Origin of the sequence: Acinetobacter sp. YH01024, from assembly GCF_013420195.1 — a bacterium.
GTDB classification, from domain to species: domain Bacteria; phylum Pseudomonadota; class Gammaproteobacteria; order Pseudomonadales; family Moraxellaceae; genus Acinetobacter; species Acinetobacter amyesii.
Genome location: NZ_VOYQ01000002.1, coordinates 46616 through 59345 on the forward strand (window position 1 = coordinate 46616; position 12730 = coordinate 59345).

The 12730-nt window shown below is 40.4% G+C and carries 13 protein-coding genes and 1 pseudogene; 6 read left to right on the forward strand and 8 right to left on the reverse strand.

Annotated features, from left to right (window positions below; genetic code table 11):
* The first annotated feature begins 15 nt into the window (after positions 1–15).
* Positions 16–552 carry a lecithin retinol acyltransferase family protein gene (locus FTT88_RS01485; protein WP_078193494.1) on the forward strand — a complete coding sequence of 179 codons (537 nt, stop codon included), beginning with the start codon at positions 16–18 and terminating at the stop codon, positions 550–552.
* Between the two features lie 139 nt (positions 553–691).
* On the opposite strand, the gene FTT88_RS01490 is transcribed toward FTT88_RS01485, so the two are convergent.
* Together FTT88_RS01490 and FTT88_RS01495 are read right to left on the reverse strand one after the other, a co-directional pair.
* Positions 692–1150: an SRPBCC domain-containing protein gene (locus FTT88_RS01490; protein ID WP_180026256.1), complete on the reverse strand. Its 459-nt coding sequence runs from the start codon at positions 1148–1150 to the stop codon at positions 692–694.
* Between the two features lie 80 nt (positions 1151–1230).
* Positions 1231–2295, reverse strand: a pseudogene (locus FTT88_RS01495) (aldo/keto reductase).
* A 96-nt stretch (positions 2296–2391) separates the two neighbouring features.
* On the opposite strand from FTT88_RS01495, the gene FTT88_RS01500 reads away from it, so the two are divergent.
* Positions 2392–3315, forward strand: coding sequence for a LysR family transcriptional regulator (locus FTT88_RS01500; protein WP_180004643.1), 924 nt, complete (start codon positions 2392–2394; stop codon positions 3313–3315).
* A 7-nt stretch (positions 3316–3322) separates the two neighbouring features.
* Here FTT88_RS01500 and FTT88_RS01505 read toward each other — a convergent pair whose 3' ends face one another.
* Positions 3323–4234, reverse strand: a complete 912-nt coding sequence (locus tag FTT88_RS01505) for a bestrophin family protein (protein ID WP_180004642.1) — start codon at positions 4232–4234, stop codon at positions 3323–3325.
* Between the two features lie 135 nt (positions 4235–4369).
* A complete protein-coding gene (locus FTT88_RS01510) occupies positions 4370–6097 on the reverse strand; it encodes a glutamine--tRNA ligase/YqeY domain fusion protein (protein WP_180004641.1) in 1728 nt (575 codons plus the stop codon).
* Positions 6098–6265: 168 nt separating this feature from the next.
* Between FTT88_RS01510 and FTT88_RS01515 the strand changes: the two genes are divergently transcribed.
* Both FTT88_RS01515 and FTT88_RS01520 read left to right on the forward strand, forming a co-directional pair.
* Entirely contained in the window at positions 6266–6775 is a 510-nt protein-coding gene (locus FTT88_RS01515; protein WP_078193500.1) for a peptidylprolyl isomerase, read from the forward strand.
* Between the two features lie 87 nt (positions 6776–6862).
* Complete coding sequence (locus FTT88_RS01520; protein ID WP_180004640.1) at positions 6863–7582, forward strand: UDP-2,3-diacylglucosamine diphosphatase; 720 nt, start codon at positions 6863–6865, stop codon at positions 7580–7582.
* Positions 7583–7715: 133 nt separating this feature from the next.
* On the opposite strand, the gene FTT88_RS01525 is transcribed toward FTT88_RS01520, so the two are convergent.
* Complete coding sequence (locus tag FTT88_RS01525; RefSeq protein WP_111883736.1) at positions 7716–7934, reverse strand: transposase; 219 nt, start codon at positions 7932–7934, stop codon at positions 7716–7718.
* A 329-nt stretch (positions 7935–8263) separates the two neighbouring features.
* On the reverse strand, positions 8264–9058 hold the full coding sequence (hpaI, locus tag FTT88_RS01530; protein WP_168379673.1) for a 4-hydroxy-2-oxoheptanedioate aldolase: 795 nt from the start codon (positions 9056–9058) through the stop codon (positions 8264–8266).
* A 252-nt stretch (positions 9059–9310) separates the two neighbouring features.
* On the opposite strand from hpaI, the gene nfsB reads away from it, so the two are divergent.
* Together nfsB and FTT88_RS01540 are read left to right on the forward strand one after the other, a co-directional pair.
* Entirely contained in the window at positions 9311–9964 is a 654-nt protein-coding gene (nfsB, locus tag FTT88_RS01535; RefSeq protein WP_111883737.1) for an oxygen-insensitive NAD(P)H nitroreductase, read from the forward strand.
* Positions 9965–10079: 115 nt separating this feature from the next.
* Entirely contained in the window at positions 10080–10313 is a 234-nt protein-coding gene (locus tag FTT88_RS01540; protein WP_078188692.1) for a hypothetical protein, read from the forward strand.
* A gap of 340 nt (positions 10314–10653) precedes the next feature.
* On the opposite strand, the gene FTT88_RS01545 is transcribed toward FTT88_RS01540, so the two are convergent.
* Positions 10654–11508, reverse strand: a complete 855-nt coding sequence (locus FTT88_RS01545) for an EamA family transporter (protein ID WP_078193508.1) — start codon at positions 11506–11508, stop codon at positions 10654–10656.
* A 111-nt stretch (positions 11509–11619) separates the two neighbouring features.
* A complete protein-coding gene (gene fba / locus FTT88_RS01550) occupies positions 11620–12657 on the reverse strand; it encodes a class II fructose-bisphosphate aldolase (RefSeq protein WP_078193509.1) in 1038 nt (345 codons plus the stop codon).
* Positions 12658–12730 lie beyond the last annotated feature (73 nt).

Consider the following 12730-nt stretch of genomic DNA (forward strand, 5'->3'; position numbering starts at 1 on the left):
AGGACTGGTAAATACATGCATGTGCAGAAAGATGGTTTTCCTCTTGGAACACATCTGATTGTTAAACACTTCGGTTATAGCCATCATGGCATATATGCCGGCCGCGGTAGAGTCATTCACTACTCTGGTTTTGCACACCTTTTCAAAAAACATCCGATTGAAATGACTTCGATCGAAAAATTCAGCCACGGCAAAAAAATTATCGTTCAGTCATATAGCAATCCAAAATTTAAAGGTCGTAAAGTGGTGCGTCGTATGCGCTCTCGCATGCATGAAAACAACTATCATCTGATTATTAATAACTGTGAACACTTATGCACATGGGCCATTACCGGCGTTGAAAGTAGTCCTCAAGTGTTCCGTATGATGAACCGACTCACCACGATTGGCTATGTCAGTTCTCTGATGAGTTTTATGAGTAGCATGATGCTGACCGTGACCACTACTTGCTTTGCTCTGGTGTTCTATATCAAAAAGAAACTGCGTGAAAAAGCCAAAATGCAAATGCCGGTTTATACCTATTTAAAGCGTGAAGAACATAAGAATCGTTAATTCACTGTAGCAGCATTGAACCGTGGCTTTATCAAATTTCAATACATCAGCACATTGCTTAGAAATACTGCGCTAATACACAAGCTTTTTATTTTAGCGTATCAGATGTAATACTTAATCTTGGTCACTCTTCACATTGCTAAAAGTTCGCATTGCTAAAAGGTGGAAATTTGTCTTCAACCAAATTGCTTTGCAGGCCATGTTCTAAATAAATTTTGGCTGCATCCAAAACCGTTGTAAAACCACCTGTACTATCGATAATAAAATCAATCAATGCCTGACCTTGCAGAGGAATCTTTGAATTTTTGATGCGGACATAGGTTTCCATCGGGCTAATTTGCTCAAAAATAAAATCGACCTGAGTTTTTGGTTCTCCCCACTGTATTTGAATTAATTTGTTTTCCTTAATATTCAGCACGTCTACATCGGCGACTGCATTATATTTTTGCCAAGTCCATTGCACCGTTTTACCTTCTTCTAGATATCCACTCGATGCACTAAACCAAAAATGCTGTGTTATTAAAGGATCAACAAAAGCATTAAATACGATATTGATGGACTTACGAATTAACATCTGGGTTTCAATCACGACACTCATCAGCATTCCTACAGTATTTTAATTTTATTCAGTGATAGCACAGAGCACTGATCATTGCCTACCACTGAATTGTTATTGCCCTATTCTGCTGTATGTTCTGTAATAAATGCTGATGTCACTAGCGTGGGATTCTTCTCTATAAATTGCCCATTCCAATAGGGATAGTATGGATAAGGTGGATACACTGCACTGACTGCGTCTAATCGGGCTAACTGCTCTACGCTTAATGACCATTCCTTCGCCGCAAGGTTATCCAACAGTTGCTGTTCATTACGTGCGCCTGTCAAAATGCTAGACACTGTCGGTCTGGTTTTCAGCCAATTCAATGCAATCTGTGGAATAGAGTGCCCTGTTTCCATGGCGATTTCTTGCATTACATCTAACACTGCAAATAACTTTTCGTGTTGAACTGGTGGTGCGAATTGTGCTGTCTCATGTAGTCGACTTTGCTTTGGAATCGCATGCTCACGATCAAATTTTCCTGTTAATCTCCCCCAGCCTAGCGGACTCCATACCACTGCACCAATCTATTGATCATGCTGCGCAGGCATCAACTCCCATTCATAGTCACGTCCAATCAAAGAATAATAGACTTGATGCACACTTAGCTTTTCATAGCCCTGCTGTTGGGCAATCGACTGCGCTTTCATGAGCTGCCAGCCTGAAAAATTCGACACACCGATATAGCGAACTTTTCCACTACCTACCAAGTCATCTAAACTGCGCATCAGCTGCTCAAGTGGCGTCGTGCTATCAAACTGATGCAGTTGCAGCACATCAATATAATCTGTGCCTAACCGCTTTAAACTCGCCTCTACGGCTTGAATTAAATAGCTTCTAGAATATCCACCTTGATTGATTCCATCATTCAATCGGATACCCACTTTGCTGGAAATAATCATCTCTTGGCGTTTTGATTGAAGTAATGCACCGAGCATCTGCTCAGAGACACCATTTGAATAAGCATCTGCGGTATCGAAATAATTCACGCCTTGATCAATACAGAGATCAATCATGCGCTGAGCATCATTTAAGCTCGCTTGCCCCCATGCAGAGAAAATTGGGCCTTGCCCGCCAAATGTACCTGCACCAAAGCCAAACTCTGATACTTGCAAGCCAGATTGCCCTAGATTGTGATAATTCATGGTGATTTCCTGTGTTTGATTTATACACAGAATAAGTACAGATGTTTATCAGAAAAACCCTGAATATCAAGAAAGACTTTCTTGATTATATTGATAATGCTGACTGAAGATTTCGACTTATTCACACGAATGGCGACACTGGGTTCAATCAGTCAAGCCGCCAAAGAAGCCAATCTCTCTGTTTCTGTCGCTAGTAGCCGTCTACACAGACTTGAACAAAGTTTAGGGCTACGCCTATTTCATCGCACCACACGGCAACTACATTTAACACAGGAAGGTGCTGTTTTATTGCAACAAGGATTTCCCTTACTCGAACAATTTAATTCGCTACTGAGCCAATTTCAGCCTGAACCACAACAACTCAGTGGCGTATTAAAAATCATATGTTCAGAAGTTTTTGGAAATCGTATTTTAGGGCCAGTATTTGCAGCCTTTGCCAAGTTGCATCCAACATTGACTTTGGATATTGAACAGACCGATCAAAATTTAGATTTGGTCTCGGCAGGTATCGATGTTGCGATACGTATTGGTCAACTAGAAGACTCATCGCTGATTGCTAAACCACTTAGCTTAAACCGTCGTATTTTGTGTGCCTCGCCAAACTATATCGAGCAACATGGCGAACCTCGCTCTCTAGAAGAGCTCTCTATGCACCAATGCATTTTACAGAAATACCCTAAAGGCGTTTCGCAATATTGGACATTCTTCCAAGATCAATACAGCATAAAAATACCCGTTTCAGGGCAATTTCATATCAACTCAGGTGAAGGTGTACGCCAAGCAGCACTTGCAGGTTTAGGCATCTCAAACCACTCCATCTGGCATGTGGATGAAGATTTACAATCTGGCCAGCTCATCCAAGTTCTACCCAAGATCCCTCTTCAAAGTACTGCAATCTATGTGGTAATTCCGCATCGACATTTTGTCCCGCCTAAAGTACAGGCCTTTATGCAGCACTTGGACGATTTTTTTCAGCATCAGTATGCTTGGTACATATCGCCCAATTTATCTGAAAATTAGGCCAAACTTATCTTAGGTTACTGTTAAAAGTCTTAATCAGCGGTGGCAGATCCACCTCTAAACTACTAAATATTTCACGCTCAATGTTTCGTACAATCGAGTCCAGCGGCAAATCATTTTCCTGCAAGCCAAAAGGCTCCTCCAGCTCTGCACTTAACGCATCCAAACCTAAAAATAAATACGCAATCAAAGCCACAATGACAGGTGTCCATATCCCTAAACTGGCCTCTAGGCTAAATGGCAAAATCAGACAAAATGAATACACTGCGCGATGTAAAAGCACCGAATAGGAAAATGGTAATGGCGTGGTCATAATACGGTCACAGCCTGCATGGATATCACCCATCGCTACGGTATGACGTGTAAGCGTGCTGTAGATAATGTCTGTAATCTGACCTTGCTTATAGGCTTTGACTAAATCTTTTTGAATAATTTCAAGTAAATACTGTGGTGCATTGATATTGTCTCGGCATTGCTGCCATTGCTGATCCGTCAAAGCTACGCCGTCTTTAAAATGTGCAATATCTTGTGATTCATAGCGTAAGCGATCACGTAACAAATTGCAAAACAGCATGATGCGGTACATCAACACGGTTCTCTGCTCATCTTCAAGGACATGGCTATCACGAATCATGTGGCGTGTATTGGCAATCAATGAGCCCCAAAGCTTGCGCCCTTCCCACCAACGGTCATAACAGGCAGTATTTCGAAAGCTCAAAAAAATCGACAGAATCACCCCAAAGATGGTAAATCCGATGGCTGGAACTTCAGGCGTATTCAGGTAGTGTGCAGCGCTTAGATACACCAAAATCGCCGACAAACTCACGACGACAGCCAACGCAGGCATGACTTTTGGGAGTATCGTGCCATGCCATGCAAATAAAAGTTTAAAACTATTATTTTTATTTCGAATGATCACTTATTTCCCCTCTGTACTGCCTTAATGAACAATTTCAACAATGAAAAAAGCCCAACCGAAGTTGAGCTTAATCTTAACCTACTTGATCTTAACCTATTGGGGATTCAAAGATGAATCCATTTAAAAGCTAAGATTTTATTTGCCTGGTTTGAAGCTGTCTTTCAAATCTAGAATACGGTTAAACACTGGTTTTTCCGCTGTATGATCAAACTGATCTGCAACAAAATAACCTTCACGTTCAAATTGGAAACGATCTTCAGGTTTTGCTTCTGCCAATGCAGGCTCAATGACCGCTTGAACCACTTTCAGTGATTCAGGATTTAAGTTTGCAAGGAAGTCATCACCCACTTCAGGGTCTGACTCAGTAAATAAACGGTCGTAAATACGAACTTCCGCAGCAATACCTTTGCTTGCAGAAACCCAATGTACAACACCTTTCACTTTACGGCCTTCAGGGTTTTTACCTAAAGTTTCAGGGTCGATTGAACATTTCAATTCAACCACTTCACCGTTCTCGTCTTTAATCACTTCATCGCACTTAATCACATACGCATGACGTAAACGCACTTCACCGCCCGGGATCAGACGCTTAAAACCTTTAGGTGCAACTTCTTCAAAGTCTTTACGGTCGATGTAAATGTCTTGAGTCAACGGAATAATACGGTCACCCATGTCCACGTTTGGATGACGTGCATGTACCAAATCCATTGCTTCAGGCAAGTTGGTTAAAGTCACTTTCAGTGGATTCAACACCGCCATACCACGTGAAGCAGTATTTTCTAAAGACTGACGGATGCAATATTCAAGCATTGCAACATCAACAATACTGCCATCGACTTTCGTTACACCTACACGTTTACAGAAGTCACGCAGACCTTCTGGGGTAAAGCCGCGACGGCGCATACCCACAACGGTCGGCATACGTGGGTCATCCCAACCATTCACAAATCCACCTTCAACCAATTTACGTAATTTACGTTTAGAGGTAATGGTGTAATCTACATTTAGGCGGCTTGATTCGTACTGACGTGGTACAGATGGTGATTTAACTTTCTCTACAACCCAGTCATAGAATGGACGGTGATCAACAAACTCTAGTGTACACAGTGAATGCGTAACCCCTTCAATGGCATCTGATAATGGATGCGCATAATCGTACATTGGGTACATTTTCCATTTATCACCAGTTTGGTGATGTTCTGAATGCAAAATACGATACAAAATAGGATCACGCATATGAATGTTAGGTGAAGTCATGTCAATTTTGGCACGTAGTACTGCCTGACCTTCTCCTAACTCACCATTACGCATTTGTTCAAAACGCGCTAAGTTTTCTTCTACGCTAGCATCACGTTGCGGCGAGTTTTTACCCGGCTCAACAAAATTACCGCGGTTTAGTTTGATTTCTTCAGGGCTTTGCAAATCCACATAGGCATCACCTTGTTCAATCAATTGCACTGCCCAAGTGTAAAGCTGATCAAAATAGCTCGATGCATAACGTGGCTCGCCATTCCACTCAAAACCTAGCCATTTCACGTCATTGGCAATACCGTCTACATACTCTTGCTCTTCGGCATCTGGGTTTGTATCGTCAAAACGGAGGTTACATAGACCTGCGAATTCTTGAGCAATACCAAAGTTCAGACAAATAGCTTTTACATGACCAATATGTAGGTAGCCATTTGGCTCAGGTGGAAAACGTGTTACAACTTGTTCTGTACGACCTGCTGATAAATCATCGGTAATGACCTGACGTACAAAATCTAAGCCTGGCTGTTGTTCCTGCTGCGCAGCTTCGACAGGGGCATTGTTCTTGGTTGTCGGATTGTTAGGCAGGGATGAAACAACATCGTTTGGCTTCATGGTAATAAAATCACTTCTATAAAGATAAAATTAGGATAATTAAAACGCTTTTCTTCATTTTTAACAAAGAAAGTAACGTTTTTACTTGCCTTGTAGTTTACAGTTTGCTTATGCTTCTCACAACCAAAAAACCCATGGCTTTCATGTCCATGTACAGGAGATTACACAATGAGTTTTCCTCAAGTCGAATTAAACACCAATAAAGGTCGTATTGTTCTTGAGCTTAACACTGAAAAAGCACCTAAAACTGCTGAAAACTTCTTACAGTATGTTCGCGATGGTTTCTATGACGGCGTGATTTTCCACCGTGTTATTGATGGTTTCATGATCCAAGGCGGCGGCATGGATGAAAACTTCAAAGAAAAAACAACTCGTGATTCTATTGAAAACGAAGCTGACAACGGTTTAAGCAATGATGTTGGTACGATCGCTATGGCACGTACTCAAGCACCTCACTCTGCTTCAGCTCAATTCTTCATTAACGTGAAAAACAACTCTTTCCTTAACCACACTGGTAAAACAGCGCAAGGTTGGGGCTATGCAGTATTTGGTAAAGTAGTTGAAGGTCTTGACGTTGTTGACGCAATCAAAAGCGTTCGTACTGGTAACCGTGGCTACCACGCAGACGTTCCTCTAGAGAACGTTGTAATCGAATCAGCTAAAATCATTTCTGAATAAGAATCCCTCCTAACCTCCCTTTATAAAAGGGAGGAAAAGTCCCTCTTTTTTAAAGAGGGATTTAGGGAGATTCAAAGGAAAAGATTCGTGACCTATCTGTTTATCGCTGATTTACATTTGTCACCTGAACACCCTCGACTCGTTCGGGGGTTTTTAGCTTTGTTAGAACAATACAAAACTCAAAATACCCAGCTGTATATTTTAGGTGATTGGTTTAATGCTTGGATTGGTGATGACTTCACTGCCCCATGGTTAGACGAAATCATTACAGCACTAAAAGATTTCACTGCTTTGGGAAATCAAATTTATTTCCAAGTAGGTAATCGTGATTTTGCATTGGGTCAAAAGTTTTTAGATAAATTTCACGGTCAATTATTACAAGACGTGGATTATCTCCACATTGGCAACTATAAAATTCGTCTCGAACATGGCGATTTACTTTGCACCGATGATGTGTCTTACCAAAAGTTTCGTAAAGTGATTCGTAATCCTTTCCTATTAGGTTTCTTAAAGAGCTTACCGCTTAGCTTTCGACAAAAAATCGCCAATGGCTTCCGCAAAAAAAGTACAGAAACCAAGCAAGTTAAATCCTATGACATCATGGATGTAAATGCCGAAGCTGTAGAAAAGGCTTTAGAGCTAGCCGATCTACTGATTCATGGACATACCCACCGCCCCCAAATACATGATGTGCATGGCAAACCGCGTATCGTTTTAGGGGACTGGCGTGCAGAACAAGCTCAAATATTAGAGTTTAATGAAAACCCATCTGTGAGTGATTTAAAATTAAAAATTTGGTCTTACTAGTCCATAGCTTTCTAATCGTTAGCCTTTAGAAAAATTTACCATCATATCTGATTAATGTACGTATCCAAACCATGCAAACGTAGATTTTTAATTAAGCAAAAAAAAACAGCAGATCATCTGCTGTTTTTTTCATTTAAGCTAAGCGATATAGCTGGTTTGGGCCAGTATAGAAGCTTTTGCCATCTAGATTCAGGTTAAAGGTTTCGCCTGTTTCTAATTCAATCATTTGCCCAACATCAACCCAAATTAAACCAGCATTGGTATTTTGTTGACGTTTCAAAGGCACCAGTTTTACATTAATTTCGTCGCCATTTACGGCTTTGGCAGTTTGCCAAGTATTTAAAATATTCAAAAGATTTACTCAACATGTGAGCTTTTTGTGACAGAACAAAGAGATTAATCAATCGGGTTTGGAATAATAATTCTGTAGTTACAAAGATAAGATTCAAGTCAGAAGCTTGAATACAGATAAATCACAATCAGCTAAATAAAAAAAGATAAGCAGGAACATTACCCGCTTCGAGTTAAGCAGAAGTATACAATATTGCGCTTTGATTAGCAAAAGTAGGACTTATATATACTCTAAGCCACTACTTTTGCTAAAATTATTGAATTAATTTTTTTAACCAACGAGTAAATTAATTACCCACACAGTAAATAATATAACCAAGGCTGTACCGCTTAGTAACCACCTTCTGTTTTCATTACTTGGGTATCGGTTTTATACTTCGATAAAAGCTCTCGTAACGAATTCATGAGCACACTGGTATCGACACCCACGGCAACAAATTCTGTGCCTAACTCGATATATTTCTGAGTCACATCATGTTGTGTCGACAAAATACCTGCGGCTTTACCCGCCTTACGTATACGCTGAATTGCATCAATCACGGTTTTTTGTACTTCAGGATGGTTCGAATTCCCCTGATAACCCATCGTCGCCGACAAATCCACCGCACCAATAAATACCCCATCGATGCCATCAATTTTCAGTATTTCATCTAAGTTTTTAATCCCCTCAACCGACTCAATCTGAATCAGTAAACAGATATTTTCATGTGCAGTTGCATAGTAGTCAGGAATACTGTTCCAACGTGTTGCACGTGCTAATGCTGCACCTACTCCACGAATACCTTCAGGTGGATAACGTACTGCCTTAACCATAAGTTGAGCTTGTTCAACAGTTTCAACCATAGGAATCAGCAAGGTTTGCGCACCGATATCCAACAATTGTTTAATCAGTTGCACACTACCAATTGGAGGTCGAACTACGGCTTGCGAAGGATATGCTGCAATACTTTGCAATTGCGACAATGTCGTCCGTAAGTCACTTGGTGCATGCTCGCCATCAATTAGCAACCAGTCATAACCTGCGTTTGCAGCTATTTCAGTCCCATAAGCATCGGCTAATCCGACCCATAAACCAATCTGCTGTTCGGTTTTTAATTTTTTCTTGAAATGATTGGTGTAATCCATCGCTGCTGTCTCATGCTTAAACTATGATTAACTACAATTGATTAAACGCCTTTTGGCAAAAACTACCAATAGCATTTATCTATCTTATGATTTTATATAACTCTAATTCGCACTTCATACAGCTTAAATCTGTTAATTTTTAGCCAATGAGTACAGCATATACGACTAAGATCTATCTTTGGAAAATTTTCTCCTTAGACCATTTGGCCATTTATCCGCTAAACTACAGCAAACTATATCTGGAGATATTCGATGGATCTGTTAAACGTATCAAAACAACGCTATACCACGAAAGCATATAATCCTGCTAAAAAAATTCCACAGGAACAATTTGAGCGTTTATTACAAATACTCCGTTTAACACCATCTTCCATTAATATTCAGCCTTGGCATTTTTTTATTGCAGATCATGATGCAGCCAAACAACGCATTGCCAAAGCCTTAGTAGGAAAATATGCCTACAATGCCCCAAAAGTTTTAGATTCATCACATACGATTTTATTCTGTACTAAAGCAGACATCACTGCAGAGCATTTAGATAATCTTTTAAATCAGGATGATCGTAGTGGTCGCTTTAAAGATGACAAAGCCAAACAAGGTCAAAAAGACAGCCGTACAGGTTATGTCGATTATTATCGTAATGAAAAAGGTGATATTCAACGTTGGGCTGAAAACCAAACATTTATTGCTTTAGGTCAAATGCTTTTGGCAGCAGGCATTGAAGGTGTGGATGCAACACCGATTGGTGGATTTGACGAAGCGATCATCACTGAAGAATTGGGCTTAGTTGAACAAAACTTGATTCCTTCTGTACTGATGACTTTAGGCTATCGTAGCGAAAATGATTTCAATGCGAAATTACCTAAATCACGTCTGAATGCTGAAGAAATTTTTACACACCTCTAAGCTTTCCATAAAACCGACGAAAGGGGCAATTTTGCCTCTTTTTTGTCATTTCGGGACTTATTATTTAAACAATTATCGAGTATATTCTGCTCAAAATATACTCAGGTTTCTCCCTATGCCTACAGCTATAAAATTACCTATGAAATTTCATTGCGAAGCGTGCAATACGGTTTATTTACAAAAATATGCGGGCGATATGCTCCATAGCTATCCAAACTGCCCAAACTGTAAACAACCGGGTCAGTTACAAGGCACCATTGAAACTCAAGATTTTCTGAAGCACCCTGTTGCTGTGGGTAAATGTTATTTTGAAAATACCTTACAACGTTTTCAACAACTCACACGTTAAGTAAACATCTAAAACTAAAAGCCCTCAATACGAGGGCTTTTTTAATAACGACATATTTAGTAACAATGTGAGAAAATAGAAATTTTATAAATTGGTCTGAACTTTGCTGAATAATTTGAATCAAAACAACAATTCAAGCAGAGGTGGGACATGTCATATTTACTACAAATGCCGATGAAGTTTGAATGCGGTCATTGCCATCAAATGTATCTGCATACTTATCAATATACTGATCATCACTGCCCTGAGTGTCCAACCTGTCGAGATCAAGGACTGCTCATGGGCGTGGCTGAGTGGGATGATTTACTACAACACCCGATCGTTTTTGCTAAAAATTATCTTAGACAGACATGGCATATGCTAAGCAAACCACACTCATGATCCCTGCAATCAAACCAAATACGGTTGCGACTCTCAATTTTTCTTTAAAGATGATGAGGCCCGCAACCACACCTAAAACCACGACCAAAATATTCATGCCAGCAAATACGATTGCAGGTGTGTCTTTAAGCAACATGTGGGCTTTCACATACAGTGCAATATTGGCAAAGTTTAAGAGACCTAAGCCCAATCCAGCGAGGATATTTTTGGTCTGCCCCAAACTGCCGTGCTGTACGATGTTATAAATACTCGAAAGTAAAAATGCACAAATAAACACCAGATTTAAAGTCACCGCAAACTGCATGCCTAAACCTGAAGCAAATTTTAATAGCACATCAATCAGTGCATAGCCTGCCCAAACGCTTAATAAAAATAAAATCCCCTGCTTTCCATCAATGCTTCCCTTACGCTGTGAAAATAAAATCAGCAATACCGCAAGTACACCAAGTGCAATACCAATGAGCTTAATGGCATTAAAATATTCACTGAAAATAAAATAGGCTGCGCTAAGAGAAAGCACAACAGATAAGCGCTGAGCCAATTCGGTTTTTAAAATACCTGCTGTTTGCAGTGAGCGTGCTAAGCAATAAAAAATCGTCGGCAGTAATACACCCAAAGCCGCAATTAAAACCCACGGCGTTTTATTAATCGAAATATGGGCTAGATCCGGCTTAAACCATAGAAAACATAAAATACTCGCAGATGCATAATTCCATGTGATCATTTGTGCAGGGTTAAAACCCCGATCACGACAGAGTTTTAGAATTACTGAAACGAGAACACTGCAAATCGCGGCAGCAAAGATCAATTCCATGACACGCTCTTATTCTTGAGTTGTATTTAAAGCAATTTTTCTAAGTTCAAATCAAAGAAAAGCCCACTTAATTGTGGGCTTTTCTTCAAAAATAATCTATCTCAAGACAAATTATTTATAGTGACTCACCATTTTCTCTAAAGAAATTGGACGAATCTTGTCAGCATTACCCGCTGTACCAAATGCTTCATAACGATCGATACAAATTTGTTTCATTGCATCAACAGTTGCAGAGAAGAATTTACGTGGGTCAAATTCAGCTGGTTTTTCAGCCATCATACGGCGCATAGCACCTGTAGATGCAAGACGTAAGTCAGTATCGATGTTAATTTTACGAACACCGTGTTTGATTGCGTCTACAAGTTGGTCTACTGGAACACCATAAGTTTCGCCGATGTTACCACCGAATTCATTAATTACAGCTAACCATTCTTGTGGCACAGAGCTTGAACCGTGCATTACAAGATGTGTATTTGGTAAAGCAGCGTGAATTTCTTTAATACGGTCAATCGCTAAGATGTCACCTGTAGGTGGGCGAGTAAATTTGTACGCACCGTGTGAAGTACCCACTGCAATTGCAAGTGCGTCAACATTGGTATCAGCTACAAATGAACGCGCTTCTTCAACTGAAGTTAAAAGCTGAGAATGATCAAGTACGCCTTCAGCGCCTACACCATCTTCTTCACCAGCCATACCAGTTTCAAGGCTACCTAAACAACCGATTTCGCCTTCTACTGAAACGCCACACGCATGTGCCATTTGAACAGTACGACGAGTCACGTCTACGTTGTATTCGTATGAAGTTGGCGTTTTACCGTCTTCACCTAAAGAACCGTCCATCATCACTGATGAGAAGCCAAGTTGAATAGAACGTTGACATACGTCAGGGCTAGTACCATGGTCTTGGTGCATAACCACAGGAATATGTGGCCATTCTTCGATTGCTGCCAAAATCAAATGACGCAAGAACGGAGCGCCTGCATACTTACGTGCACCCGCAGATGCTTGTACAATTACAGGTGAATTTGTTGCATCTGCTGCAAGCATAATTGCACGCATTTGTTCTAAGTTGTTTACGTTGAATGCTGGTACGCCGTAAGCATGTTCGCCGGCGTGATCCAAGAGCTGGCGCAATGAAATAAGAGCCATAATATCCTCCCAGGTAATGCCGCATATTCTACATGCTCAATCATTTCAATTCAGCAACAAATAACACTATTTA